This window comes from Streptomyces cucumeris (assembly GCF_024295805.1).
Taxonomy (GTDB): Bacteria; Actinomycetota; Actinomycetes; order Streptomycetales; family Streptomycetaceae; genus Streptomyces; species Streptomyces cucumeris.
In genome coordinates, this window is the sequence record NZ_JANCLX010000035.1 from 50,138 (window position 1) to 74,644 (window position 24,507).

The window sequence follows — 24,507 nt, forward strand, 5'->3', positions numbered from 1 at the left end:
ATGATCGAGATTCCGTCCGACCTCCACCCCGACCTGGTGCCGCTCGTCTTCCTCCTGGGCAACTGGGAAGGCGCCGGTGTCTCGGACTTCCCGGGCGCCGAGAAGTGCAACTTCGGCCAGGAGGCGACCTTCACCCACGACGGGCGCGACTTCATCGAGTACGTCTCGCACACCTGGGTGCTGGACTCCGAGGGCAAGAAGGTCCGTCCGCTGGAGTCCGAGTCCGGCTACTGGCGGATCGACAAGGACCGCAAGGTCGAGGTCGTGATGTGCCGTGACCAGGGCATCGTCGAGGTCTGGTACGGCGAGCTGGCCGACGGCAAGCCGCAGATCGACCTGGCCACCGACGCCGTGGCGCGCACCGCCGCCGCCGGGCCCTACGCGGGCGGCAAGCGGCTCTACGGCTACGTCAACAGCGATCTGATGTGGGTGGGCGAGAAGGCCACCCCCGAGGTCGAGCTGCGGCCGTACATGTCGGCGCACCTGAAGAAGGTCGTCGACCCGCGCGAGTGGGCCAAGGACCTCAAGGACCTGCCCGACGACGGGATCGCCTTCTTCCGCTGAGCCTCCACCGGGCCCCGCCTACACTGGGCTCGTGGCGACCACCGACTGGAAGACCGATCTGCGGGAGCGCGGCTACCGGCTCACCCCGCAGCGTCAGCTCGTGCTGGAAGCAGTCGATCACCTGGAGCACGCCACTCCGGACGACATCCTCACCGAGGTGCGCCGTACCGCGAGCGGCGTCAACATCTCCACGGTCTACCGCACGCTGGAGCTGCTGGAGGAGCTGGGCCTGGTCAGCCATGCCCATCTGGGCCATGGCGCCCCCACGTACCACCTCGCCGACCGGCACCATCACATCCACATGGTCTGCCGGGACTGCACGGAGGTGATCGAGGCCGATGTGTCGGTGGCCGAGGCGTTCACCCGGCGGCTGCGGAGCGATTTCGGTTTCGACACCGATATGAAGCATTTCGCGATCTTCGGCCGGTGCGCCGACTGCACCGCCAAGCAGCGCCCCGGACCGGGCTCCGGGCCGGGCTCCGGGCCGGGCTCCGGTGACTCCGCCAAGGGCCGAGTGGCCAAGTCGTAGGCTGAGCGCATGAAGAGCCCTTTGCTGTCGCTGCCCGGCGCCGTCCCCGGCGAGGGCCCCGACGAAGGCGTCGCCGCCCACTACGGCGACCTGTTCCGCGAGCAGCGCACACTCGCCGACGGATCCGGTTTCGTGGACCTCTCGCACCGCGGGGTGGTCACGGTCACCGGCTCCGACCGGCTGAGCTGGCTGCATCTGCTGCTCACCCAGCACGTCCAGGAACTCCCGGCGGGCCAGGCCACCGAAGCCCTGATCCTCTCCGCGCACGGCCATATCGAGCATGCGCTCTACCTCGTCGACGACGGTGAGACCACCTGGGCCCATGTGGAGCCCGGGAGCCAGGGCGATCTGATCACCTACCTGGAGAGCATGAAGTTCTTCTACCGGGTCGAGATCGCCGACCGCACCGACGCGTACGCGGTGGTCCACCTCCCGGCCGGGAGCATCACCGAGGCCCCCGAGGACACCGTGGTCCGGGAGACCGCCCACGGCCGTGATCTGTTCCTGCCGCGGGAGCGGCTGGAGTCCTTCGCGGCGGCCGCGGGTCCGGCGGCCGGCGCGCTGGCGTACGAGGCGCTGCGCGTGGAGGCGCGGCGGCCGCGGCTGGGGCTGGAGACCGATCACCGAACCATTCCGCACGAGCTGGGCTGGATCGGCACCGCGGTGCACCTGCAGAAGGGCTGCTACCGCGGCCAGGAGACGGTGGCCCGGGTGCACAACCTCGGCAAACCGCCGCGGCGGCTGGTCTTCCTCCACCTCGACGGCAGCGAGGTCAAGCTGCCCGGCCACGGTGCGCCGATACGTCTGGCCGCCGACGGCGAGGAGGGGCGTCAGCTCGGCTTCATCACCACCTCGGCCCGCCACCACGAACTGGGGCCGATTGCGCTGGCGCTGGTGAAGCGGAACGTTCCGGTGGATGCGGAGCTGTTGGCGGATACGACGGCGGCGGCGCAGGAAGTGGTCGTCGAGCCGTAGCGCGTCCGCGGTGGCGCGGTGGGGCGAGCGCGGTGGGGGTCGTCTTCTGGCTGCGGCCGCGTCGTGGTTGCTCGCGCAGTTCCCCGCGCCCCTACAGGGGCGTGTCGTGGCTGAGCGTGTCGGTCCTCGCGCGGATGCGGTCCTCGCGCCGTCGCGTCCGCAGGTGCGGCGGGGCCGGCGTCTGTCAGAGGACGTCGCTTGCGGTGTCCGCCAGTCGGCTGCGGGCGGCGCGGGCCGCGGGCAGGGCCGCCGCGGCCACCGCTCCGGCCACCGCCCCGGCACCGATCAGCAGCAGCACCCCCAGCGGCGGCGCCTCCGCGATTCCCGCGCCCATCCCGCTGCTGCGGCCCTGGAGGTCGATCATCCAGCCGGAGGCGAATGTCCCGATCACCGTCCCGGCCACCGCCGCGGCCAGTGCGGTGAAGCCGGTCCCGGCCACGATCACCGCCGCGATCTGGCGCGGGGTCAGCCCGATCGCCCGCAGCGCGAGCAGATCGCGGCGGCGGTCGCGCACCGCGGCGCCGATCGTCGTCGACAGCTCGGCCAGACCGATGAGGCCGAGCACCGCGATCAGGCCGAGGCTCACCCCGCGCACGGCGGAGAGCCGGTCGGCCGGGTTGGGGATCTCCCGCACCTCCAGACGGCCGTGCGAGGTGTCCGCCAGCGAGGCGCTGACCGCCTCGGGGCTGGCCCCGGGGCGCAGCGCCAGATGGTAGAAGTCCGGCTCCAGCTTCGGATCGCGTTCGCGGAGGGTGTCGACCGAGGTGGAGATCACCCGGCCGCCCTGTTCGGGCTCTATGCTCCGCCCGACGATATGGAGCACCTGGGGGCTTCCGCCGACCGTCATCCGGACCCAGTCGCCGACCTCGACGTCGAGCAGGTCCAGCAGTCCCTGTCCGGCCACCGCCTCGTCCTCGCCGTGGGCGGGACGGCCCTCGGCGACGGAGAACGGGTAGGGGTGGCGGTCGGTGCCCAGCCCCTGGAGGGTGATCATGCCGGTCTGGCCGGGGACGAGCGCCTCGGTCTCGGTACCCGGGTAGACGGCGGTGACCTCGGGGTCCTTGCTGAGGAGGGCGCGGATCCGGGCGTCGGAGAGCCCCTCGCCGCGGGCGGCGAGCGGCGCGGCCAGACCGATCTTCTCGGGGTGGCTCTCGAACCGGTCCAGGGTGGTCCAGGTGCCCACCGCGACCGTGATCAGCAGCAGCGGCAGCGCCAGCCGTCCGACGGACGCGAGCGCGCGCACCGGACGCTGGAAGGCGCCGCGCCAGCCGAGCACCAGCGCGGGCGGCAGCCGCATGCCCAGGGCCCGCCGGGTGGTGCCGGACATCCGGCGTCCGGGGTCGATGGCGGCGCGGGCAACCGGCACCGGCGGAACCCGGCCCGCGCGCCAGGCGGCCAGGCAGGTGGCCGCGGCGATGAAGACGAGGGCGCCGCCCATGACGGCGAACGGGGCCCAGCGGTGCTCCGGGAGCGCCTGCCACAGCGCCACCGCCTCGCCGATACGGCCGGGCAGATGCGGTCCCAGCACCTCGGCGAGGACCGCGCCGCAGACCACGCCGAGCAGCGCCAGGCCCAGGTGCTGGACCAGGAACATCCGGACCACCTGGCCGGGGGCGAAGCCGATCGCCTTGAGCACCGAGATGTCCCGCAGATGACCGCGGACCCGGGTGGTGATCGCACCGCCCACCGCCAGCGCGGCGGCCAGCAGCGCGCCCAGTCCGAAGAGGCCGAGCAACTGGCCCACCAGCCGGTCGTCGCCCACCGCCTCGGCGCGGGCCCGCTGCCACAGCGAGACCCCGGTGACCTCCTCGGCGCCGAGTTCGGTGACCACCCGCTGCACCGCGAAGTCGGTGTCCGTCGGATCCTGCAACCGCAGTCCGATGGCCTGGCCGAGGTGGTCCGGGCGGGTCTCGACGGAGCTGAGGGCGCCGGGCAGCACCCAGCCCACGCCGGGGGTCTCACCGGGGTCGTAGCGCGGTTCCGCGGACTCGGCGACCCCCGCGACCCGCAGCGTACGGGCCTTGCCGCCGGGGGCGCGGACGGTGAGCGCGTCACCGGGCTCGGCCCACAGGGCGTGGGCGACCGAGCTCTCCAGCACGATGCCGTCCCGCGCGTCCGAGGAGAGCCAGCGGCCACCGGTGATCAGCGGCCGGGCGGTGTCCGGCTCCTCGGGTCCGGCGGCGCGCAGCTCCAGCGAGGCGCGGGCACCGCCGTGTTCGAGGGTGGCGCGAGCGGTGCGGAAGGGCCCGGACGCGGCCTCGACCCCGTCGAGACCGGCCAGTGAACCGGCGTCGGCGGTGGCCCGGGTGTGGATCCACACATGGGCGCCGGAGGACTGGGTGAACACCCGCTGCCAGGGGTTGGCGGCATAGGCGAAGAAGGCGCTGGCGAGCAGCAGCGAGACGATGATCCCGGCGGTGGCGAGCACGGTGAACAGGGCCGCGCCGCGGTGTGCCCGCAGATCGGCGTGTGCCCAGCGCAGGGTGGCCCGCACCCCGGTCAGCCTTTCAGCTCGAGGACGTCGGCCACCCCGCCGCCACGGCGTCCGCCGCCGCCCTGGAGCGCCACGTCGTCGACGACCTGGCCGTCGAAGAAGCTGATCACGCGGTCCGCGGCACTGGCCATCCGGGCGTCATGGGTGACCAGCACGATCGTCTGGCCACGCTGGTGGAAGCGGGACAGCAGCCGCAGCACCTCGCGGGTGCCCTTGCTGTCGAGGCTGCCCGCGGGCTCGTCGGCGAGCAGCACGCTCGGGGTGTTGACCAGGGCCCGGGCCAGGGCGACCCGCTGCTGCTCACCGCCGGACAGCTCGGCGGGCATGCTCTGCTCCTTGCCCGCCAGGCCCAGCTCGGCGAGCAGCTCCTCCCGGCCCGCCCTGGCCTGCCGCGGGGTGGACCCGGCCAGCAGCGCGGGCAGCTCCACGTTGTCGGCGACGGTGAGGTTGGAGACCAGGTTGAAGAACTGGAAGACGATGCCGATCTTCTTACGGCGCAGCACCGCCCAGCGGGCCTCGCTGTAGGAGTCGACCTGCTTCCCGTCCAGCCAGAGCGAGCCGCCGTCGGGGCGGTCGAGGCCGCCGAGCAGATGGAGCAGGGTGGACTTGCCCGCTCCGGAGGGGCCGGTGACCGCGACGAACTCACCGCGCTCGACATGGAGGTCGACCCCGCGGACCGCTTCGACGGGTGCGGCGCCCTCGGTGCGGTAGGTCTTGACCAGGCCCTCGGCCCGCACGATCGAGTCCGCGGACGGCCCGGCCGCGCGCGGGGACTCCTCGCGGCTCGACTGCTCGCGGCTCATCTCTGCTCCTCCTCCAGGTCCTCCTGGCAGCGCTCCAGCCAGTCGAGGTCGGCCTGGAGGTGCAGCATGGCTCCCTCTATGAGGAGCTGGGGGATCCTGTTGTCCCGTTCCTCGGCCGCGGCCAGTTTGGACAGGTCGCGCATGGCATTCAGATAGTGCCGGCGCTGCTTGTTGATCAGGCCGATCTGGTCGACGTCCCCGGTCTGGGGGGCGAGGGCGAGCTTCATGAAGAACTCGTCCCGTACCCGCGGCTCATCCGTCGGCTCCTCGAACCATAGGGCCAACGCTTCGCGTCCGGCGTCGGTGAGCCGGTAGATGCGCTTGTTGGGCCGGGTCGACTGGGCAACATCCTCGCCCTCGATCAGACCGGACTTCTGGAGCCGGTTGAGAGTGACGTAGATTTGTCCGATGTTGGGCTGAGGGTACGCCGAGCCCAGGAGCTTCTCAAGGGCCTGCTTGAGCTCGTAGCCGTGGGCCGGTCCGCGCGAGAGTAGCGCCAGCAGAGGGAGCCGCACCCCTGCCCTCCTCAGCCGTGCCGTACATGTCCGTTAGGGACCATTTCCGACTGTGTGCCGGATCGCCCTTGTATCTTCCTGCAACGTCTAGTATCCCGCATGCCTAACAGGTATACAGGTGGCCGGATGCCGGTCTCCGGATCCGACCGGTTACGCGCGCGCAAGGAGGGACCGATGCGGTGGACACACGCCGCCGGCAGAACCCTCCTCGTCACCGCCCTGCTGGTGGCCGGACAGGCGGGCGCGCGGGGTCCCGGCGGAGCGCCGACGGCCGCCGACGGGGGCGGCCGCGGACCGATCACCCTGGTCACCGGCGGTGATCTCACCAGCTATCTGCGCGGTGTGCTGGACGGCTGGAACCGCAAGCACCCGGCGGAGAAGGTCACGCTGATCGAGCTGCCGGACGCCGCCGACGAGGTGCGCGCGCAGATGGTCAGCGGGCTGCGCTCCGGGAGCGACCGCTTCGATGTGCTCAACATCGACGTGGCGTGGACCTCGGAGTTCGCCGCGGCGGGCTGGATCTCCCCGCTGAACGCCGACCGCTTCCCGCTGGACCGCTTCCTGCCCCCGGTGGTGGACACCGCCACCTTCGGCGGGCGGCTGCGCGCGGTGCCGTATGTGACCAACGCGGCGCTGCTCTACTACCGCAAGGACGTGCTCGCCCAGGAGCATGAGAAACCGCCCCGGACCTGGGCCGAGCTCAGACGCCTGGCCAAGACCGCCGCCCCGGCCCACGGGCTGGACGGCTACGCGGGCCAGTTCCTGCCGTACGAGGGGCTGACCACCAATGTCACCGAGGCGGTGCAGTCGGCGGGCGGCACGATCCTCGGCGACGAGGGCGCCAAGGTCACCGTGGACTCCGCGGCCACCCGCCGGGCGCTGGACTTCCTGACCGGCGGGGTGCGGGACGGCTGGATACCCAAGGAGGCCCTCCGCTACAAGGAGGAGGAGTCGCGGCGGGCGTTCCAGAACGGCCGGCTGCTGTTCCTGCGCAACTGGCCCTATGTGTACTCACTGGCCAACGCCCCGTCCTCGCCCGTCGCCGGGAAGGTCGGCGCGGTCCCGCTGCCGGGCCCGGACGGCCCCGGCTCCGGCGTCCTGGGCGGCTCCAACCTCGCCGTCAACGCGCAATCCCGGCACCAGAAGTCGGCCACCGATCTGATCGCCTATCTGACCAGCGAGGCGGTCCAGCGCCGGGTCCTCACCGAGGGGGCACTGCCGCCGGTGTGGGCCGATCTGTACACCGATCCCGCGCTGGTGCGGAAGTACCCGTATCTGCCGACGCTCCGCAAGGGTGTGCTCGCGGCCAAACCGCGCCCCAAGAGCCCCCGCTACGACCAGGTGAGCCTGACCGTGCAGGCCGTGGTGCACGACGCGCTGGCGCAGCGGCAGTCCACCGAGCAGACGGTCACCCGGCTGCGGCGCGAGCTCGGCGACGTCGTCCGCACGGACTGACCCTCCGGACCGTCCCGCCCGTCAGCGAGACCCTTTCCTACTTACCCGTTAAGTAGCTCAGTCGCGCTCCGGCGATGGATAAAACAACGCAAAACCGGACAGTGCTTCGCTACTTCTGTGATTTTCGTTGACACCCGTTCGCAACGCTTACTTAACATGCATGCATAACAGCCGACGATGGCGTGCGGCGCACGCCCGCTGAGAACGGGTAAACGGCACGATGCTCACAGCCACGGCCGCGAACGGCCCCTCACCGTCCCCTGCGGACCTCGCGCAGCGGCACTGGTGGCGCGACGCGGTGATCTACCAGGTCTACATCCGCAGCTTTCTGGACAGCACCGGTGACGGCATAGGCGATCTGGCGGGGGTCCGCGCCGGACTTCCCTACCTCAAGAAGCTGGGCGTGGACGGGATCTGGCTGAGCCCGTTCTACCCCTCGCCCCAGCACGACCACGGCTATGACGTCGCCGACTACCGCGAGGTGGACCCGGTCTACGGCGACCTCGCCGAGTTCGACAGCGTGGTGGCCGACGCCCACCGGCTGGGCATGAAGATCCTGGTCGACATCGTCCCCAACCACTGCTCCAGCGAGCACCCCTGGTTCCGGGCCGCGCTGGCGGGCGCCCCCGGCGGCCCGGAGCGGGAGTACTTCCACTTCGCCGACGGCCGCGGGGAGAACGGCGAACTGCCGCCCAACAACTGGCGCGCGATGTTCGGCGGCCCCGCCTGGTCCCGGATCCGGGAGGCCGATGGCAGCGAGGGCCAGTGGTACCTCCACCTGTTCACCCCCGAGCAGCCCGACCTCAACTGGCGCAACCCGGCGGTCGGCGAGTACTTCCTCGACGTCCTGCGGTTCTGGCTGGACCGCGGTGTCGACGGCTTCCGCATCGATGTGGCCGCGGGCCTCTTCCGCCACCCCGAGCTCCCCGACTCCCCCGACCCGGAGGCCGATGAGCGCACCCGCGACTCGGTCAACCCGCTGGCCTGGAACCAGCCCGAGGTGCACCAGGTGTGGCGGGACTGGCGCGCGCTGTGCGACGAGTACGCGGAAGCCGACGGCCACGACCGGCTGCTGGTCGGCGAGGTGTCGGTGCCCACCGCCCGGGAGCACGCCGCCTACGTCCGCCCCGACGAGCTGCACCAGGCGTTCTTCTTCCACCTGCTCAGCGCCCGCTGGGACGTGGACGCCTTCAAGAACACCATCACCGAGGCGCTGCGCGACATCGCTGGCACCGGCTCCACCGTCACCTGGGTGCTCAACAACCACGACCAGGTCAGGACCGTGACCCGGTACGCCTCCGGCCCGGCCGGCGAGGGCGACACCACCACCGACCACGGCCCCGCGCGGGCCCGCGCCGCCGCCCTGCTGATGCTGGCGCTGCCCGGCGCCGCCTACGTCTACCAGGGCGAGGAACTGGGCCTGCCCGAGGTGCTGGACCTGCCCGACGAGGTGCTCACCGACCCGATCTTCCGCCGCACCGGCAGCCGTCGGCACGTCCGGGACGGCTGCCGGGTGCCGCTGCCCTGGTCCGGGCTGGCCTCCCCGTTCGGCTTCACCCCCGCCGAGGGCGGCGCCCGGCCGTGGCTGCCGCAGCCCGAGTGGTTCGCCGAGCACGCCACCGACCGGGCGCTGGCCGACACCCGCTCCTTCTGGCACCTCTACCGCGACGGCCTGCATCTGCGCCGCAGCCTCCCCCAGCTCGGCGAGGGCGGACTGCGCTGGCTGGAGACCCCGCCCGAGGTGCTCGCCTTCGTCCGGGGCGACGGTCTGGTGTGCGCCGTGAACTTCGGCACCGAACCGGCCCCCGCCCCGGTCTCCGGACCTCCCCTGCTGGCCAGCGGCGACTGCCCGGCCGGCATCCTCCCCGGCTCCACCGCCGCCTGGTGGATCAGCGACATCGACCCCCGATGACCTCCCGCGAAAGGACTTCCACGATGAGACGAATAATCACCGCGACCGCCACCGTCCTCGGCCTGGCGCTGACCGCGACCGCCTGTGGCGGCGGCGACGACGACTCCGCCAAGGGCGAGCAGAAGCTCAAGGGCCAGACCGTGAACGTGGCGGGGGTCTGGACCGGTGTGGAGATGAAGAACTTCAAGAAGGTGCTGGACGCCTTCTCGGAGAAGACCGGCGCCAAGACCAACTTCGTGCCCACCGGTGACAACGTCTCCACCGTCATCGGCAGCAAGATCGAGGGCGGCAAGGCCCCCGACGTGGTGATGGTGCCGCAGGTCGGCGTGCTCAAGCAGTTCGCCAAGAAGGGCTGGCTCACCCCGCTGTCGAAGAAGGTCGGCGAGAAGGCCGGGGCCACCTTCGCCACCGTGTGGAAGAAGTACGGCACCGTCGACAACACGTACTACGGCCTGTACTTCAAGGCGACCCACAAGTCCACGGTCTGGTACACCCCGCAGTCGTTCGAGCAGGCCGGGGTGCAGCCGCCGAAGAGCTACGACGAGATGCTCAAGACGGCCAAGACCGTCTCCGACTCCGGGACGCCCGCCTTCTCCGTCGGCGGCGAGGACGGCTGGACCCTCACCGACTGGTTCGAGAACATCTACCTCTCGCAGGCCGGTCCGGAGATGTACGACAAGCTGGCCTCCCACAGCATCCCGTGGACCGACCCCAGCGTGGTCAAGGCGCTGACCACCCTGGGCAAGCTGTTCGGCGACAAGAACCTGGTCTCCGGGGGCAGCGCGGAGGCGCTGCGCACCGACTTCCCCGAGTCGGTGGAGAACGTCTTCGGCAGCGAGCCCAAGGCGGGCATGGTCTACGAGGGCGACTTCGTGGGCGGTCTGATCTCCGGCCAGTTCCACAAGAAGCTCGGCGAGGAAGCCCGGTTCTTCCCCTTCCCCGCGGTGGACGGCAAGAAGGCCCCGGTGGTCAGCGGCGGTGACGCGGCCGTGGTGCTCAAGGCGGGCAAGAACCAGAAGGCCGCCATGGCGTTCCTGGAGTACCTGGCGAGCCCCGAGGCCGCCGCGGTGTGGGCCGAGGCGGGCGGTTTCGTCTCCCCCAACACCAACCTCAAGCCCACCGCGTACAAGGACGAGACCACCCGCGCGATCGCCGAATCGCTGGTCGACGCCGGGGACAGTGTCCGGTTCGACATGTCGGACCAGGCCCCGGCCGCCTTCGGCGGGACCGTGGGCACCGGTGAGTGGAAGATCCTCCAGGACTTCCTGAAGAGCCCGTCGGACGCGAAGGGCACCGCGCGCAAGCTCGAGGCCGCCGCGGCCAAGGCGTACAAGGACTGAGTGCCCGTCATGTCTGCCACTGTCCGCAAGGTGCTGCCCGCGAACGCGGGCAGCACCCCGTCCGGGCCCACGCCCCGGAGCCGCGCGGCCCGCCGCAGGAAGCTGGTCTCGCTGGGCTTCCTGCTGCCCGCGCTGCTCCTGCTGGGCTCCCTGGTCGCCTATCCCATCCTGTTCTCGGTCGGGCGCAGCTTCTTCGACGCCTCGGGCGACACCTTCGTCGGTGCCGACAACTACACCGAGATGTTCCAGGACCCGGCGACGACGAAGGCGATCCGCAACAGCGCGATCTGGGTCATCGTGGCCCCGGTCCTGCTCACCGGGCTCGGTCTGATCCTCGCGGTGCTCTCCGAGAAGATCCGCTGGGCGACCGCCTTCAAGCTGCTGATGTTCATGCCGATGGCGATCTCCTTCCTCGCCGCGGGCATCATCTTCCGCGTCGCCTACGAGGCGGACCCCGAGCGGGGTGTGCTGAACGCGATGACCGTCGGCGTCCACGACGCCTTCTCCGGGGACACCAAGGGCTATCCGACGGCCCACCCCCAGAACCCGCGGACCATCCCGGCGCAGAAGGACGGTTCGTACCGCACGGCGAAGTCCGTCTCCCCCGGGGACACGGCCGACCTCGGTCTCGTCGGCGTACCGCCCAAGGACATTCCCAAGGCGGCCAAGCCCGCCGCCGCGGCGTCCTCGGCCCCCGCGGCCAAGGGCGAGCTGCGCGGTGTGGTCTTCATCGACTTCACCCTCGGCGGCGGTGGCAAGCCGGGCCGCGTCGACCCCACCGAACGCGGACTGCCGGGGCTCGCCGTGGAGGCGGTGAAGGGCGGCGAGGTCGTCGCCACCGCCACCACCGGGAACGACGGTACGTACCGCTTCGAGGACCTGCCGTCCGGCGACTACCACCTGCAACTGCCCCAGAAGGACTTCGCCGAGGCGTACCAGGGGATCTCCTGGCTGGGCCCCTCACTGATCACCCCCGCGATCATTGGCGCCTATCTGTGGATCTGGACCGGCTTCTCGATGGTGCTCATCGGCGCGGGGCTGGCCTCGCTGCCGCGTGACGCCCTGGAGGCGGCCCGGATGGACGGTGCCAATGAGTGGCAGATCTTCCGGAAGATCACCGTCCCGCTCCTCAGCCCGGTACTGGGCGTGGTCTTCGTGACCACGGTGATCAATGTGATGAAGGTCTTCGACCTCGTCTACATCATCGCGCCGGGGCCGGTGCAGCAGGACGCGAGCGTACTGGCCACCCGGATGTGGCTGGTCTCCTTCGGCGGCGGCAACAACCAGGGTCTCGGCAGCGCGCTCGGCGTTCTGCTGCTGCTGCTGGTGGTCCCCGCCATGGCCCTCAACATCCGTCGCTTCCGCAGGAGCCAGTCATGACCCTCTCCGACACCGCCGGGCGGGAACCCGGCGCGTCCGCGGCCGCCCCGGCCACGGCGACGCCCGCGAAGACATCCCCCGCTCCCCGCCGGGCCGGGCGGGGGCCGGCCGCCTGGCTGGCCAAGAAGCTCAGCAACGGGCTCATCCAGGCGTTCCTGCTGCTGATCGGGCTGATCTGGCTCACCCCGGCGGCCGGGCTCTTCATGTCCTCGCTGCGTTCGGAGGAGGACAACTCCACCTCCGGCTGGTGGAAGGCGTTCACCAGCCCCAGTTCGCTCTCCTTCGACAACTACCAGGAACTGCTGAAGCAGTCCGACATGGTCCAGGCGTTCTGGAACACGGTGGCGATCTCCGTCCCCGCCACCGTGCTGGTCGTGGTGATCGCCGCGCTGGCCGGATACGCCTTCGCCTGGCTGGACTTCCCCGGCCGGGACTGGGTCTTCCTGGTGGTCGTGGCGATGCTGGTGGTGCCGGTGCAGATCGGACTGCTGCCGGTGTCCAAGCTGTTCGGCTCGCTCGGGCTGTTCGGCTCGATCCCCGGTGTGGTGCTCTTCCACGTCGCCTACGGACTGCCGTTCGCCATCTTCCTGCTCCGCAACTACTTCGCGGAGATTCCCCGGGAGATGCTGGAGGCGGCCCGGATGGACGGCGGCACCGAGTGGCGGATCTTCACCCGGCTGGTGCTGCCGCTGGGCCGCCCGGCCATCGCCAGTCTGACCATCTTCCAGTTCCTGTGGGTCTGGAACGACATGCTGGTCGCGCTGATCTTCGCCGACAACGAGTCGCAGCCGCTGACCGTGGCGCTGCAGACCCAGACCCGGCAGTTCGGCAGCAACATCGGGGTGCTGGCGCCGGGCGCCTTCCTCTCCCTGATCGTGCCGCTGGTGGTGTTCTTCGCCTTCCAGAAGCACTTCGTCCAGGGCGTCATGGCGGGGTCGGTGAAGTAACCCGGATCTCCGAGACCTCTCAGACCTCGACGATCACCGTGAACGGGCCGTCGTTCGTGAGCGTGACCTTCATGTCCGCTCCGAACCGGCCCGTTTCCACTGTTGCGCCCAGCTCCCGCAGCCGCGCCACGACCTCGTCCACCAGCGGTTCGGCCACCTCGCCCGGCGCCGCCGCGTTCCAGGTGGGGCGGCGGCCCTTGCGGGCGTCGCCGTAGAGCGTGAACTGGCTGATCACCAGCAGCGGGGCGGCCAGGTCCGAGCAGGACTTCTCGTCCTCCAGGATCCGCACCGACCACAGTTTGCGGGCGAGCTGGGCCGCCTTCTCGGGGGTGTCGTCATGGGTCACCCCCACCAGGACGCACAGCCCCGGGCCGACGACCTCCCCGACCGTCTCGCCGTCCACGACGACGCTCGCCCCGTTCACTCTCTGTACCACAGCACGCATACGGACCATCATGCCGTGCGTCCATCCGGGGCCGAACGGGTGGAGAGCCGCTGCACAGGGTGCACCCACGGTGGCACGATGCGTGCAGGCGGTGCAGGTGGGCAGGAACTGCGGGAACGACGCACCGCTGGAGGGGACGGACAAAAATGATCACACCGGGCACCGAGCAGCACACGGCCACCGAGGGCCTGCTGCCGCCACGGCCGCCGAGCCAGCGCGGCGGCCGCCTGGCCGACTCCGTGGCGCTGACCACGAACGCCGCCGCCAACGCCGCCGACACCGGGGCCGCGGGACAGAGCCTGTCCGGGCTGCGGCTGCCCGAGCTGCGGGCACTGCGCCGCACCGCGCAGCTCGAGGAGGCGGATCTCAGCTATGTGCGCAGGCTGTTGCAGGGACGGATCGACATCCTCCGCGCCGAACTGGAGCGCCGCAGCGATCCGGCGCCCCCGGTGGTGCCGGACGCCCCGCCCGCGGCCCTGGTGGAGCTGCTGCCGAAGATCCTCGCGGACGTCCCGTCCCGGCAGCGCTCCTCCGCCCGCCATGTGACGCTCGGAACCCCGCGGAGCGCGGAGTACGAGCGGCTGGCGGAGGAGATGCTCGCCGAGGTGGGCCTGTCCGACCCGGGGGCCCGCACCGATGAGGAACTGCACGGCGCGATGGGCCGCCTGGTCGGGTACGAGCAGCAGGTCTCCCGGCGTCGGCAGGAGCTCCAGCGCACCGCCGACGGCTGCAGTGCGGAGATCGCCCGCCGGTACCGCGAGGGAGAAGCGCAGGTGGACGATCTGCTCGGCTAGGGCGTGTCCGCAAAGTCCCGCCGGGCCCGCGACGCCTGGCACGCACGCTCGCTGCGTTGTCGGGATCATCCGAGTAGGCCCACTACGAGGACGACCCTCCGCCTTGCGATCGCACGCTCCCCCGGCTACCGCCGGGAGGTGCCCCCTGACGCCGCGGGCTGATCCGACGCGACTTTGCGGACACGCCCTGGCCCTGTCCTGGGCACGGGGTCCCGGGCGGCGACGGGGCGGGAAAATCCGCGTGCGCCCGGGAAAGGCGTACGCCTAGCGTGCCCCCATGGCCATCGAGATCCGCACCCCGCTCGCCGACACCGATCTGACCTCCTGGAGCCGCGGGCTCAACACCGGCTTCCTCCGGCCGCCGGAGGTGTCCGAGGAGGAGGTGGCACTGCGCCGGTCACAGGTGGATCCGGACCGGGTGCAGGGGGTGTACGACGGGGGCCGCTGTGTCGCCACCTTCCGCAGCTTCGCGCAGCGGCTGACGGCGGTCGGCGGCGCCGGGGTACCGGCCGGCGCGATCAGCAATGTGACCGTCTCCCCCACCCATCGCCGCCGCGGGCTGCTCAGCCGGATGATGGACCGCGACCTGCGGGCGGCCAAGGAGCGGGGCGAGGTGGTGGCCAGTCTGATCGCCGCCGAGTACCCGATCTACGGACGGTACGGCTTCGGCCCGGCCACCTGGGTCACCGAATGGCGGGTGGATGTGGCGCGGGCCGGTCTGGACCCGCGGTACTCCGGACCCGCGGACGGCGGCCGGGTCGACTTCGCCGACGGTGACGAGGTGCGGAAGCTCGGCCCCGCGCTGCACGAGCGGCTGCGCGCCGGGACGCACGGTGTGATCGACCGGTCCGAGCTCTGGTGGCGGGTCAACACCGGCCTCCATCCCTCCCCGGGCCACCCCTGGAAGGAACCGTTCTACGCGGTGTACCGGTCCGCCGAGGGCACCGTGGAGGGGTTGCTCGTCTACTCCGCCGATGACCGCTGGGAGGGCAAGCGGCCGCGGAACACCGCGACCGTCCGCGATCTGATCGCGGTCACCCCGGCCGCCGAACGCGCCCTGTGGCACTTCCTGTTGTCCATCGACTGGGTCACCTGCGTCGACACCGGGCTGCGCGCCCCGGACGACCTTCTGCCGCTGCTGCTCGGCGATCCACGCGCCGCGCGGGTCACCACCCACGCCGACTTCCTGTGGCTGCGCCCGCTGGACGTACCCCGGCTGCTGACCTCCCGCGGCTACCCGGCCGACGGCTCCCTCGTCCTCGATGTGCACGACCGGGCCGGGCTCGCGGGCGGACGCTTCGCCCTGGAGGCGGGCCCGGACGGCGCCACCTGTGTGCCGACCACCCGCTCCGCCGATCTGACCTTGGACATCGCCGAGTTGGGCACCCTGTGGCTGGGTGATGAGTCGACGGTACGGCTGGCGGCGCTGGGCCGGGTGGCCGAGGAGCGCGCGGGCGCGGTGGCACTGGCGGACCGGCTGCTGCAGGCGGGCCGCCGCCCCTGGTGCCCCGACGTCTTCTGAGGGCGCCTCCGGGAGCAGGGTCAACCCCTGTGGGATCAGCCGGACTTGAGGAACCGGTGCGGACCCGAGCCCTGCTCGGCCATCTGGTCGTAGGGGTTGGCCAGTGCGCACTTGTCGATCGACAGACAGCCGCAGCCGATGCAGTCGGTGAGGTGGTCGCGCAGGTTCTCCAACTGCTCGATGCGCTCGGAGAGGTCCGCGCGCCAGCACTCCGAGATCCGGGCCCAGTCCTCCTTGCTGAGCACATGGTCCTCGGGGAAGAGCGCGAGCACCTCCCGGATCCGGGCCAGCGGGATGCCGACCCGCTGCGAGGAGCGGACGAAGGCGACGCGGCGCAGTGTGTCACGGGTGTAGCGACGCTGGTTGCCGCTGGTACGGCGACTGTGGATCAGCCCCTCGCGCTCGTAGAAGCGCAGCGCCGAGGCCGGGACCCCGCTGCGCCGGGAGAGATCGCCGACCGTGAGCTCATGGGTCTTCCAGGTCAGTTGCGTCATACTGCCGAGAGTAGCTTGACTTCAACTTAAGTTTAAGTCCGAGGCTCTTCCCATGACCTCACAGACCGCGGTCTCCACCGCTTCCAGCAGCACCACCGGCACCGCTCCGCTCCGCCTCGCCGTCGTCGTGGGCAGCACCCGCGAGGGACGCTTCGGGCCGAAGGTCGCGCGGTGGTTCACCGAGCGCGCCGCGCTCCGGGACGACATGGACGTCGAGGTGATCGACCTGGCCGACACCCCGCTGCCCTTCGACCTCACCCATACCCCCGGCCCCGAGGAGAGCCGGGCCCTTCAGGCGGTGAGCCCACGGCTGGACGCGGCCGACGCGTACGCCGTGATCACCCCCGAGTACAACCACAGCTACCCGGCCGCCCTGAAGAACGCGATCGACTGGCACTACAGCCAGTGGCGGGCCAAGCCCGTCGGTTTCGTCTCCTACGGCGGGATCTCCGGCGGACTGCGCGCGGTCGAACATCTGCGGCCGGTCTTCGCCGAGGTCCACGCGGTCACCGTGCGCGACTCGGTCAGCTTCCACAACGCCTGGGACCTGTTCGGCCCGGAGGGGCGGCTGACGGACTCCGCCGCCGCGGACAAGGCGGCCACCACCATGCTCGACCAGCTCCACTGGTGGGGCCGTGCCCTGCGCACCGCCCGCGAGACCAGCCCCTACGGCGGCTGATCCCGCGCGTCGGCCCGGCCGGTGGGACGCCCCGCGCGCCCCACCGGCCACGCCCTCATGCCGTACGGCGCCGGAAGAGCACCCCGGACAGGGCGACCGCCACCGCCAGGATGGCGCCGCACCAGACCAGGGCCTGCCAGGCGCTGTCTCCGGCCGGCCGGTCCAGCAGCAGCGCCCGGAGGGTCTCGATCACCGGGGTGACGGGCTGGTGCTGCGCGAAGCCGTGCAGCCAGCCGGGCATGGTGTCGATGGGGACGAACGCGCTGCTGGGATAGGGCAGGAACATCATCAGGAAGGTGAATCCACCCGCCGCCTCCGGCGATCTGGCGATCAGCCCGAAACAGGCCGACAGCCAGGAGATGGTGAGGATGAACAGCAGCAGGATCCCCGCCACCGCCAGCCACGCCGGCGGACCCGCGGCCGGCCGGAAGCCGATCAGGAAGGCGACCCCGAAGACGATGGCGGTCGCGACGGCGTTGCGCAGCACGCTCGCGGCCACATGGCCCGCCACGATCGCGGTGCCGCCGACGTCCAGCGAGCGGAAGCGGTCGATGATGCCGCCCGTCATGTCGTGGGTGACGGTGACCGCGGTGTTGGCCGAGCCGAAGCCCGCGCACAGCAGCATCACCCCGGGGACCACATAGGTGACGTACTCCGTACCGGTGTCGATGGCCCCGCCGAAGAAGTAGACGAAGACCAGCATCAGCATCACGGGCAGCAGCATCGCGGTGAGCACCGCGTCGAGATTGCGCCTGCTCAGCCGGATGGCCCGGCCGGTGAGGACGATCGCGTCAGACACGGGTGGACTCCTTGTCTCCGGCGGTGCCGGGGGTGGTGTCATGGGCGGCGCCGTGCCCGGTCAGGGCCAGGAAGACGTCGTCGAGGGTGGCGCCGCGCACGGTGAAGCGGTCCACCGCGCGGCGTCCGGGGTCGATCTCGTCGAGCAGTCCGCGGATATGGGCGGCGCTGCCGTCGGTGGCGACGCCGAGGGTGAGCCGGTCGGCGTCGCTCCACACCAGCCGGGCGCCCAGGAGGCGCGCAGTCTCGGCGAACGCGTCGGCACCGTCGAGCACCAGGTCCAGCCGCTGTCCGGCGACCCGCTCCTTGAGCTGGGCGGAGGTCCCCTCGGCCACCACCCGGCCGCCGTCCACCACGGCGATCCGGTCGGCGAGTTGATCGGCCTCCTCCAGGTACTGGGTGGTGAGGAAGACCGTCACCCCGTCCCCCACCAGCCCTTTGACCACCTCCCACATGGCCTGGCGGCTGCGCGGGTCCAGCCCGGTCGTGGGCTCGTCCAGGAAGATGACCTCGGGGCGGCCGACCAGACCGGCCGCGAGATCGAGACGGCGGCGCATCCCACCGGAGTAGGTGCCGACGGCACGGCGTCCGGCGTCGGCGAGGTCGAACCGCTCCAGCAGCTCCTGGGCGCGGCGGCGGGCGTCGGCCCGGCCGAGCCGGGTCAACCGCCCCATCATCCACAGGTTCTCCGCACCGGTCTGGGTCTCGTCGACCGCCGCGTACTGGCCGGTGAGGCTGATGGCGCGGCGCACCCGGCGGCGTTCGGCGACCACGTCGAAGCCCGCGACCCGGGCGCGCCCGGCGTCGGGGGTGGTGAGGGTGGCCAGGATGCGCACCGTCGTGGTCTTGCCCGCCCCGTTCGGGCCGAGCAGGGCGAAGACGCTGCCGCGCGCGACGCTCAGATCGACGCCCTCCAGGACGCGCACCGCCCCATAGGACTTCTCCAGGCCCCGCGCCTCGATGGCCGGTTCATCGGTCATGACTCCCCCGCTCCTTCTTCTGCGTATGCCATACACACTACTGCGTAGGGTATACACAGTTCTTAGGATGGCAGTCAACCGGGAGGAAGACCGGCGGACGAGACGGACGGAGGTCCTCAAGGCCATGGCCACGGAGGCGAACGGCGGCACCGGCCTGCCGACCAGCATCGAGGCCGCCTGGGGGCTGAGGGAGCGCCCCGCCAAGGGGCCCCGCCCCGGGCTGACCCTGCCCCGGATCGTCGACGCCGCCGTGAAACTGGCCGCGGCGGACGGCCTCGGCGCGGTCTCCATGAGCCGGGTCGCGGCGGAGCTCGGCGTCTCCACCATGTCGCTGTACCGCTATGTCTCGGCCAAGGACGAACTGCTGCTGCTGATGGAGGATGCGGCCTACGGCCCCCCGCCGTCCGGCCCCGGCGCCGACGAGCACTGGCGGACCGGGATGAGCGGCTGGGCCTGGGCGCTGCGCGGGGCACTGATCCGCAACCCGTGGGCGGTACGGATCCCGATCAGCACACCGCCCTGCACCCCCAACTCGGTGGCCTGGATGGAGCACGGGCTCGCCTGTCTGCGCGACACCGGACTCGGCGAGGGCGCGAAGATCTCGATCCTCATGCTGGTCAGCGGGTTCGTCCGCAATGAGGTACGGCTCGCAGCCGATCTCCAGGACGCCGCCCGGCGCTCCGGCAACAGCCCCGAGCAGTCGATGTCGGCATGGGCCCGGCTGCTGGAGAAGCTGACCGACGCCGAGCGCTACCCCGCGGTGACCGCGGCGCTGCGGGCCGGGGAGCTGTACACCCCGGGCGGTCCGGACGATGAGTTCATCTTCGGCCTGGACCGGATCCTCGACGGGGTGGAAGCCCTGGTCACCCCGCGCGGCTGAGCCGGCCCATGGCCAGATATTTGCACTTGCTGTCCATCTGGCCACTCGTTGCCGCCGGGCCGGTTTCCCACCATGGACGGCATGAACGTGCTGTGGATATTCGCCCATCCCGAACCGCGCTCACTCAGCGGCGCCCTGCGTGACGAGGGACTGCGCACCCTGCGGGAACTCGGCCATGACACCCGGCAGTCCGACCTCTACGCGATGCACTGGAACCCCGTCGTCGACGGCGGCGACTTCCGCCATGACGGCGAGCGGCGGCTCATCGTCGGAGCCACCTCCCGGCGCGCCTACGCCGAGGGCACGCTGAGCGACGACATCCGCGCCGAGCAGGAGAAGCTGGCCTGGGCCGACGCGCTGGTGATCCAGTTTCCGCTGTGGTGGTACGGCATGCCCGCGATCCTCAAAGGCTGGTTCGACCGCGTCTTCGTCAAGGGGTTCGCCTACGGGGGTGACCGGGCCCGACGGCCGCACCCTGCGCTACGGCGACGGCGCGCTGTCCGGGAAGCGGGCCATGGTGGTGCTGACCGCCGGGGCACCCGAGGAGTCCATGGGCCCGCGCGGTATCAACGGCGATGTCGACCAACTGCTCTTCCCGCTCCAGCACGGCACCCTCTGGTACAGCGGGATGTCCGTTCTGCCGCCCCATGTCGTCTACGGCGCTGACCGGTTGGCCCCGGAGGCGTACCGGGAGAACGCACGAGACCTGCGGGAGCGGCTGCGCACGCTGCCCACCGCCGAACCGCTGCCGTTCCGCCGCCAGAACGGCGGGGACTACGACGAGCGGCTGGTGCTGCGGCCGGATCTGCTGCCGGGCCGCTCCGGACTCGCCGTGCACTACGCACGGAGTTGAGCATCAATCCGATCGCTCCTGACTTCTTCCATAGGCTAATGTCCCGACATCGATCGGAAATGATCAGATGGTCATGACAAGGGGTGGGGTAGTTGGGCACCGTCGTACACACCGGAACCGCCAGACGCACCAAGGCGGCGGGGGCGCTGCTCACCGCCGCGCTGCTGTGCGCGGGCGCGGTGGGCTGCGGCAGCGAGAAGGCCGGTGACAAGTCGGCGGACACACCGGCGATGTCACCGGTGGCGGCCGTGAAGGCGGCGGCCAAGAACACCGAGAAGCTGACCTCGCTCAGCTACCGGATGTCCGGCCGCACCCCGGAGGAAGGCCGGTTCTCGGGCGAGGGCGCCATCTCGTTCAAGCCCAAGGCGATGCGGATGACGATGCGTACCCTGGACCAGGGAGACGACGTCTCGCTGGAGATGCGGTTCATCGGCAAGACGATGTACATGGGCTCGGACGAGTTCGCGCCCGAGATGGAGGGCAAGCGCTGGATCAAGCTCGACGTCTCCACCCTGGGCAAGGGCGGCTCCGGTGACCGGTCCGCCTCCTCGCTCTCCGGCCAGGCGGACAAGAACCCGGCCGACGAGTCCACCTTCCTCTCCAGCTCCGACAACGTGAAGCGCGTCGGCAAGGAGACCATCGACGGCGTCAGCACCACCCACTACCGGGGCACGGTCACCGTCGACCAGATGCGCGCGAGCCTGAAGGGCGAGGACGCCGAAACCCGCGAGCGCCGGGAGAAGAACTTCGAGCAGCTCGACGAGATGGGCATCGAACGGGTCTCCATGGACATGTGGATCGACGGGGAGCACCACACCAAGCGGTTCCGGATGCGTGGCAAGGGCGACAAGGGTCCGCTGGACAACACGGTCACCTTCCTGAGCATCAACAAGCCGGTCACGGTGAAGGCGCCGCCCGCGAGCGAGACCCGCGACCTGGCCGATCTCTCCGAGGGAGCCCAGGGCTGACGAGGTGGCCCCGGCCCGGCCGGGGCCTCCCGCCCCTCACATCCGGTCGAGGAGCTCCAGCCGCCAGTCGTTGCACTGGATCGGATTGCCCGCCGGATACTCGAAGTCACAGACTCCGAGCAGGGTGAACCCCGCCTTGCGGCATACCGCGTTGGACGCCGGATGCCCCAGTGAGGGAAAGGCGTGCAGCCAGCGGTGGGTCTTCTCCGCCGCGGCGGCCGCGGCCACCAGCCGGGCCGCCGCGGCCGCGACGCCCCGGCCCTGGCACTCGGGGAGTACGGACCAGCCGGTCTCGTACACCGTGTCGTCCCGCCACTCCTTCTCCCAGAAGCCGATGGCCCCGGCCGCCGCCCCGTCCGGCAGCACCACCCGGTACATCCGCCCCCGGCTTCCGTCACGCATCCCCGCGTAGCGGCGGTGCCGGTCGAGCACCTTCTCCTCGCTCTCCGGCCCGCCCAGGTGACGCGTCATCTCCGGGGTGTTGGCGCGGCGCAGCAGCTCCAGGAAGGACGGATCGTCCTCCCACGGCTCGAGCCGCACCACCGGCCGGTCCCCGTCCGTCGTATCCGCCATCCGTCCGCCTCCCGCACACTTCGTCCGGCCGCCGTCCCCCGGCTCACATTCGACCACGGGGGTACGACAACGCCCCCTCACACGGTGAGGAGCGCCATGTCCTCCTCGTCGAGGACCAGCCGCGCCGCCGCCACGTTCTGCTCCAGATGGGCCGGCGAGGCGGTACCGGGGATCTGCACCACCGAGGGCGACCGGGCCAGCCCCCACGCCAGCGCGATCTGGTGCTCGGTGGCGCCGTACCGCTCCGCGACCGTCCGCAGCCCCGCCCCCTCCAGCGCGGAGTGTCCCCCGCCGAGCGCGAAGAACGGCATATAGGCGATCCCGTCGGCCGCGCACCGGTCGACCAGCGCGGCGTCCTCCTGGCCGAGCACCCCGAACCGGTTCTGCACCGCCGCGACCGGCGCGATGGCACGTGCCTCGGCCAGCTGCTCCGCACTCACATTGCTCAGTCCGAGGTGCCGGACCAGACCCTCCTCCCACAGCGCGGCCAGCGCCTCGAACCGCTCACCGATGGACACCCCGCCCACCGCGCCGAGCCTGCCCACCCGCAGGGACACCAGGTCCAGGCGGTCCACTCCGAGTTGGGCGAGGTTCTCCTCCACCAGCTCCCGGATCTGCCCGGCGGTCGCCTCCGCGTACATCTCCCCGTCGGCGTCCCGCAACGGGCCGATCTTGGTGGCGATGGTGAGGTCCGCCGGATAGGGGTGCAGCGCCTCGCGCAGGATGTCGTTGGCCCGTGCGCGGGGCGAGAAGTAGAACGCCGCGGTGTCGATGAAACGCACGCCCAGGTCCACGGCCCCCCGCGCCACCGCGACCGCCGTGTCCCGCTCGACCACGCGCGTCCACCGGCCGGGCAGCTGCATCGCCCCGAAGCCCAGCCGGGGCACGGCGATCTCCCCGCCCAGCGCGAAGGTGCCCGATGCCGATGCCGAAGTCGATGTAAGAGCAGAAGAAGGTGAGGTCATGGGGCAGCATGCGCAGGTTTCCGGGCACATCACAAGATCAGGTCTACGGTCCGGCCCGTCACCCGGTCGCCGCGTGGCACACACCACTATTGCAAGCACTTGCTTGCAATAGTTAGCACTCATGGGGCAGCATCGAGGCATGGCATCACTGAACGTCGGCAATCTCGGCGAGTTCCTGCGGGAGCAGCGCCGCACTGCGCAGCTCTCACTGCGGCAGCTCGCCGACGCCGCCGGGGTGTCCAATCCGTACCTGAGCCAGATCGAGCGCGGGCTGCGCAAGCCGAGCGCCGAGATCCTCCAGCAGCTGGCGAAGGCGCTGCGGATATCCGCCGAGACCCTGTACGTACAGGCGGGGATCCTCGACGAGCGCGATCGGGAGGAGGCGGAGGTGCGCAGCGTGATACTCGCCGACCCCTCGATCAACGAGCGGCAGAAGGCGGTGCTGCTCCAGATCTACGAGTCCTTCCGCAAGGAGAACGGACACCCGACCGCCTCGGCCGGCACCCCCGCCGCGGACGCCGACGTCACCCCACCCTCGACCTGATCCGGGAGGACCAGCAGATGGCCATCACCGACGACGTACGCAAGACCCTCACCGACCCGACCCCGCTGTACTTCGTGGCGGGCACGGCGGACCTCGCAGCGCAGAAGCTCAAGGAGGTGCCGTCGCTGGTCGAGAAGATCGTCGCCGAGGCCCCCGAGCGTTTCAACGCGGTGCGCAACACCGACCCGAAGTCCGTCCAGGACCGGGTCAGCCAGCAGGCGAAAGAGGCGCAGGACAAGCTGACCGAGATGCTCGGTTCGCTGGACACCGACCTCAAGCGGCTGCGGGACACCGCCCAGGACCTCGCCCTCCAGGGCGTCGGCCGGGCCGCCGAGTTCGCCGTCAAGGCGCGGGAGCGCTACGACGAGGTGGCCGAGCACGGCCAGGAGGTCGTGAAGACCTGGCGCGGTGAGGCGGCCGACGAGGTCGTGGACATCGCCAGCGCGATCGAGCCCAAGGACGGCAGGCCCACCACGGCCGCGGCCCAGTCCACGACCCCGTCGCGGTCGGTCACGGTGGACTCCTCCAAGGAGGCCCCGAAGCCCGCGGCCAAGCCCGCCGGGCAGAGCGCCCCGGCCAAGAAGGCCCCGGCGCGCAAGCCCGCCACCGGCAAGAAGACCGACCCGAAGTCGGCCGGCTGACCCACGGGCGTCCGTGAGAGGGCCGGGCTCGCCCTGCGTGCCCGGCCCTCTCACCGGGTACGGTGGCCCGAGAACGCTCCCCATTTCATGACTTCTAGGCGGTGGACAGCGTGCTGGTGCAAGGTTTCGGCGAGGTGCTGGACTGGGTCTCCCTGGGCCTGCTCGTCTTCAGCCTGTTCGCCTTCGTCGACTCCGCGTTCCGCCGGGAGGACGCCTACCGAGCCGCGGACAAGCAGACCAAGCCCTTCTGGCTGATCATCCTCGGCCTCGCGGCCGCGGTGAACTTCTTCATGGGCATCCTGAGCTTCCTGCCGATCATCGGGCTGATCGCGACGATCGTGTACATCGTGGACGTCCGGCCCGCGCTGCGTCAGGTCTCCGGGGGCGGCGGCCGCTGGAACCGGGGCCGCGGCTCCAGCTCCGACGGCCCGTACGGCCCGTTCAACGGGCACTAGGA

25 protein-coding genes and 1 pseudogene are annotated in these 24,507 nt (G+C 71.1%); 17 read left to right on the forward strand and 9 right to left on the reverse strand.

The genetic code is table 11. The features are described 5' to 3' along the window. The 3 genes from NMK44_RS34505 to ygfZ are packed head-to-tail and all read left to right on the forward strand — an operon-like array spanning position 1 to position 2,068. Entirely contained in the window at positions 1–564 is a 564-nt protein-coding gene (locus tag NMK44_RS34505; RefSeq protein WP_254750603.1) for a heme-binding beta-barrel domain-containing protein, read from the forward strand. 31 nt (positions 565–595) lie between these two features. Next, complete coding sequence (locus tag NMK44_RS34510) at positions 596–1,093, forward strand: Fur family transcriptional regulator (protein ID WP_254750605.1); 498 nt, start codon at positions 596–598, stop codon at positions 1,091–1,093. 9 nt (positions 1,094–1,102) lie between these two features. After that, positions 1,103–2,068, forward strand: a complete 966-nt coding sequence (gene ygfZ / locus NMK44_RS34515; protein ID WP_254750606.1) for a CAF17-like 4Fe-4S cluster assembly/insertion protein YgfZ — start codon at positions 1,103–1,105, stop codon at positions 2,066–2,068. Positions 2,069–2,252: 184 nt separating this feature from the next. On the opposite strand, the gene NMK44_RS34520 is transcribed toward ygfZ, so the two are convergent. The 3 genes from NMK44_RS34520 to NMK44_RS34530 are packed head-to-tail and all read right to left on the reverse strand — an operon-like array spanning position 2,253 to position 5,880. After that, positions 2,253–4,562 (reverse strand): ABC transporter permease, encoded by a 2,310-nt coding sequence (locus NMK44_RS34520; protein ID WP_254750608.1) that lies wholly within the window; start codon positions 4,560–4,562, stop codon positions 2,253–2,255. A 5-nt stretch (positions 4,563–4,567) separates the two neighbouring features. Continuing rightward, entirely contained in the window at positions 4,568–5,365 is a 798-nt protein-coding gene (locus tag NMK44_RS34525; protein ID WP_254750610.1) for an ABC transporter ATP-binding protein, read from the reverse strand. After that, positions 5,362–5,880 (reverse strand): PadR family transcriptional regulator, encoded by a 519-nt coding sequence (locus NMK44_RS34530; RefSeq protein ID WP_254750612.1) that lies wholly within the window; start codon positions 5,878–5,880, stop codon positions 5,362–5,364. The genes NMK44_RS34525 and NMK44_RS34530 overlap by 4 nt, the downstream gene beginning before the upstream one ends. A gap of 174 nt (positions 5,881–6,054) precedes the next feature. Between NMK44_RS34530 and NMK44_RS34535 the strand changes: the two genes are divergently transcribed. The 5 genes from NMK44_RS34535 (at position 6,055) to NMK44_RS34555 (ending at position 12,914) form a co-directional block, all read left to right on the forward strand. Beyond that, a complete protein-coding gene (locus NMK44_RS34535; RefSeq protein ID WP_254750614.1) occupies positions 6,055–7,335 on the forward strand; it encodes an ABC transporter substrate-binding protein in 1,281 nt (426 codons plus the stop codon). 220 nt (positions 7,336–7,555) lie between these two features. Further along, positions 7,556–9,247 (forward strand): glycoside hydrolase family 13 protein, encoded by a 1,692-nt coding sequence (locus NMK44_RS34540; RefSeq protein ID WP_254750616.1) that lies wholly within the window; start codon positions 7,556–7,558, stop codon positions 9,245–9,247. Between the two features lie 23 nt (positions 9,248–9,270). Continuing rightward, on the forward strand, positions 9,271–10,587 hold the full coding sequence (locus tag NMK44_RS34545) for an ABC transporter substrate-binding protein (protein WP_254750618.1): 1,317 nt from the start codon (positions 9,271–9,273) through the stop codon (positions 10,585–10,587). Between the two features lie 9 nt (positions 10,588–10,596). Then, entirely contained in the window at positions 10,597–11,967 is a 1,371-nt protein-coding gene (locus NMK44_RS34550; RefSeq protein ID WP_254750620.1) for an ABC transporter permease subunit, read from the forward strand. Next, the gene (locus NMK44_RS34555) at positions 11,964–12,914 is read left to right on the forward strand and encodes a carbohydrate ABC transporter permease (RefSeq protein ID WP_254750622.1); all 951 of its coding nucleotides are present in this window, start codon (positions 11,964–11,966) and stop codon (positions 12,912–12,914) included. Before NMK44_RS34550 ends, NMK44_RS34555 begins: the two co-directional genes overlap by 4 nt. A gap of 19 nt (positions 12,915–12,933) precedes the next feature. On the opposite strand, the gene dtd is transcribed toward NMK44_RS34555, so the two are convergent. Further along, a complete protein-coding gene (gene dtd / locus NMK44_RS34560; RefSeq protein ID WP_254750624.1) occupies positions 12,934–13,359 on the reverse strand; it encodes a D-aminoacyl-tRNA deacylase in 426 nt (141 codons plus the stop codon). Between the two features lie 146 nt (positions 13,360–13,505). On the opposite strand from dtd, the gene NMK44_RS34565 reads away from it, so the two are divergent. Beyond that, complete coding sequence (locus NMK44_RS34565; RefSeq protein WP_254750626.1) at positions 13,506–14,153, forward strand: RsiG family protein; 648 nt, start codon at positions 13,506–13,508, stop codon at positions 14,151–14,153. A gap of 277 nt (positions 14,154–14,430) precedes the next feature. Continuing rightward, on the forward strand, positions 14,431–15,675 hold the full coding sequence (locus tag NMK44_RS34570; protein ID WP_254750628.1) for a GNAT family N-acetyltransferase: 1,245 nt from the start codon (positions 14,431–14,433) through the stop codon (positions 15,673–15,675). Between the two features lie 35 nt (positions 15,676–15,710). Here the strand turns inward: NMK44_RS34570 and soxR are convergent, their stop codons facing one another. Beyond that, positions 15,711–16,169 carry a redox-sensitive transcriptional activator SoxR gene (soxR, locus tag NMK44_RS34575; RefSeq protein WP_254750630.1) on the reverse strand — a complete coding sequence of 153 codons (459 nt, stop codon included), beginning with the start codon at positions 16,167–16,169 and terminating at the stop codon, positions 15,711–15,713. 52 nt (positions 16,170–16,221) lie between these two features. Between soxR and NMK44_RS34580 the strand changes: the two genes are divergently transcribed. Next, the gene (locus NMK44_RS34580; RefSeq protein WP_254750632.1) at positions 16,222–16,848 is read left to right on the forward strand and encodes an NADPH-dependent FMN reductase; all 627 of its coding nucleotides are present in this window, start codon (positions 16,222–16,224) and stop codon (positions 16,846–16,848) included. A 55-nt stretch (positions 16,849–16,903) separates the two neighbouring features. Here the strand turns inward: NMK44_RS34580 and NMK44_RS34585 are convergent, their stop codons facing one another. Both NMK44_RS34585 and NMK44_RS34590 read right to left on the reverse strand, forming a co-directional pair. Then, positions 16,904–17,689, reverse strand: coding sequence for an ABC transporter permease (locus NMK44_RS34585; protein ID WP_302888965.1), 786 nt, complete (start codon positions 17,687–17,689; stop codon positions 16,904–16,906). Continuing rightward, on the reverse strand, positions 17,640–18,626 hold the full coding sequence (locus NMK44_RS34590) for an ATP-binding cassette domain-containing protein (RefSeq protein WP_254750636.1): 987 nt from the start codon (positions 18,624–18,626) through the stop codon (positions 17,640–17,642). Before NMK44_RS34590 ends, NMK44_RS34585 begins: the two co-directional genes overlap by 50 nt. Positions 18,627–18,693: 67 nt before the next feature. On the opposite strand from NMK44_RS34590, the gene NMK44_RS34595 reads away from it, so the two are divergent. The 3 genes and pseudogenes from NMK44_RS34595 (at position 18,694) to NMK44_RS34605 (ending at position 21,327) form a co-directional block, all read left to right on the forward strand. Continuing rightward, the gene (locus tag NMK44_RS34595) at positions 18,694–19,506 is read left to right on the forward strand and encodes a TetR/AcrR family transcriptional regulator (RefSeq protein WP_374215384.1); all 813 of its coding nucleotides are present in this window, start codon (positions 18,694–18,696) and stop codon (positions 19,504–19,506) included. 81 nt (positions 19,507–19,587) lie between these two features. Then, positions 19,588–20,359 (forward strand): annotated as a pseudogene (locus tag NMK44_RS34600) (NAD(P)H-dependent oxidoreductase). Positions 20,360–20,451: 92 nt separating this feature from the next. Beyond that, the gene (locus tag NMK44_RS34605; protein WP_254750638.1) at positions 20,452–21,327 is read left to right on the forward strand and encodes an SCO4651 family lipoprotein; all 876 of its coding nucleotides are present in this window, start codon (positions 20,452–20,454) and stop codon (positions 21,325–21,327) included. A 36-nt stretch (positions 21,328–21,363) separates the two neighbouring features. On the opposite strand, the gene NMK44_RS34610 is transcribed toward NMK44_RS34605, so the two are convergent. Continuing rightward, a complete protein-coding gene (locus tag NMK44_RS34610) occupies positions 21,364–21,900 on the reverse strand; it encodes a GNAT family N-acetyltransferase (RefSeq protein ID WP_254750640.1) in 537 nt (178 codons plus the stop codon). Positions 21,901–21,977: 77 nt separating this feature from the next. Continuing rightward, entirely contained in the window at positions 21,978–22,865 is an 888-nt protein-coding gene (locus NMK44_RS34615; protein ID WP_254750642.1) for an oxidoreductase, read from the reverse strand. A 139-nt stretch (positions 22,866–23,004) separates the two neighbouring features. On the opposite strand from NMK44_RS34615, the gene NMK44_RS34620 reads away from it, so the two are divergent. The 3 genes from NMK44_RS34620 to NMK44_RS34630 all read left to right on the forward strand — a co-directional run bounded on the left by NMK44_RS34620 (position 23,005) and on the right by NMK44_RS34630 (position 24,505). Next, the gene (locus NMK44_RS34620; protein WP_254750644.1) at positions 23,005–23,409 is read left to right on the forward strand and encodes a helix-turn-helix domain-containing protein; all 405 of its coding nucleotides are present in this window, start codon (positions 23,005–23,007) and stop codon (positions 23,407–23,409) included. A 17-nt stretch (positions 23,410–23,426) separates the two neighbouring features. After that, the gene (locus NMK44_RS34625) at positions 23,427–24,050 is read left to right on the forward strand and encodes a hypothetical protein (RefSeq protein WP_254750645.1); all 624 of its coding nucleotides are present in this window, start codon (positions 23,427–23,429) and stop codon (positions 24,048–24,050) included. A 110-nt stretch (positions 24,051–24,160) separates the two neighbouring features. Continuing rightward, positions 24,161–24,505 (forward strand): DUF2516 family protein, encoded by a 345-nt coding sequence (locus tag NMK44_RS34630; RefSeq protein WP_254750647.1) that lies wholly within the window; start codon positions 24,161–24,163, stop codon positions 24,503–24,505. The last annotated feature ends 2 nt before the right edge of the window (positions 24,506–24,507 follow it).

Coding starts and splice junctions, on each gene's coding strand:
- NMK44_RS34505 (WP_254750603.1), top strand. CDS start 1: ATGATCGAGATTCCGTCCGACCTCCACCCCGACCTGGTGCCGCTCGTC.
- ygfZ (WP_254750606.1), top strand. CDS start 1,103: ATGAAGAGCCCTTTGCTGTCGCTGCCCGGCGCCGTCCCCGGCGAGGGC.
- NMK44_RS34525 (WP_254750610.1), bottom strand. CDS start 5,365: ATGAGCCGCGAGCAGTCGAGCCGCGAGGAGTCCCCGCGCGCGGCCGGG.
- NMK44_RS34535 (WP_254750614.1), top strand. CDS start 6,055: ATGCGGTGGACACACGCCGCCGGCAGAACCCTCCTCGTCACCGCCCTG.
- NMK44_RS34540 (WP_254750616.1), top strand. CDS start 7,556: ATGCTCACAGCCACGGCCGCGAACGGCCCCTCACCGTCCCCTGCGGAC.
- NMK44_RS34545 (WP_254750618.1), top strand. CDS start 9,271: ATGAGACGAATAATCACCGCGACCGCCACCGTCCTCGGCCTGGCGCTG.
- NMK44_RS34550 (WP_254750620.1), top strand. CDS start 10,597: ATGTCTGCCACTGTCCGCAAGGTGCTGCCCGCGAACGCGGGCAGCACC.
- NMK44_RS34555 (WP_254750622.1), top strand. CDS start 11,964: ATGACCCTCTCCGACACCGCCGGGCGGGAACCCGGCGCGTCCGCGGCC.
- dtd (WP_254750624.1), bottom strand. CDS start 13,359: ATGCGTGCTGTGGTACAGAGAGTGAACGGGGCGAGCGTCGTCGTGGAC.
- NMK44_RS34565 (WP_254750626.1), top strand. CDS start 13,506: ATGATCACACCGGGCACCGAGCAGCACACGGCCACCGAGGGCCTGCTG.
- NMK44_RS34570 (WP_254750628.1), top strand. CDS start 14,431: ATGGCCATCGAGATCCGCACCCCGCTCGCCGACACCGATCTGACCTCC.
- soxR (WP_254750630.1), bottom strand. CDS start 16,169: ATGACGCAACTGACCTGGAAGACCCATGAGCTCACGGTCGGCGATCTC.
- NMK44_RS34580 (WP_254750632.1), top strand. CDS start 16,222: ATGACCTCACAGACCGCGGTCTCCACCGCTTCCAGCAGCACCACCGGC.
- NMK44_RS34585 (WP_302888965.1), bottom strand. CDS start 17,689: ATGACACCACCCCCGGCACCGCCGGAGACAAGGAGTCCACCCGTGTCT.
- NMK44_RS34590 (WP_254750636.1), bottom strand. CDS start 18,626: ATGACCGATGAACCGGCCATCGAGGCGCGGGGCCTGGAGAAGTCCTAT.
- NMK44_RS34595 (WP_374215384.1), top strand. CDS start 18,694: ATGGCAGTCAACCGGGAGGAAGACCGGCGGACGAGACGGACGGAGGTC.
- NMK44_RS34610 (WP_254750640.1), bottom strand. CDS start 21,900: ATGGCGGATACGACGGACGGGGACCGGCCGGTGGTGCGGCTCGAGCCG.
- NMK44_RS34615 (WP_254750642.1), bottom strand. CDS start 22,865: ATGACCTCACCTTCTTCTGCTCTTACATCGACTTCGGCATCGGCATCG.
- NMK44_RS34620 (WP_254750644.1), top strand. CDS start 23,005: ATGGCATCACTGAACGTCGGCAATCTCGGCGAGTTCCTGCGGGAGCAG.
- NMK44_RS34625 (WP_254750645.1), top strand. CDS start 23,427: ATGGCCATCACCGACGACGTACGCAAGACCCTCACCGACCCGACCCCG.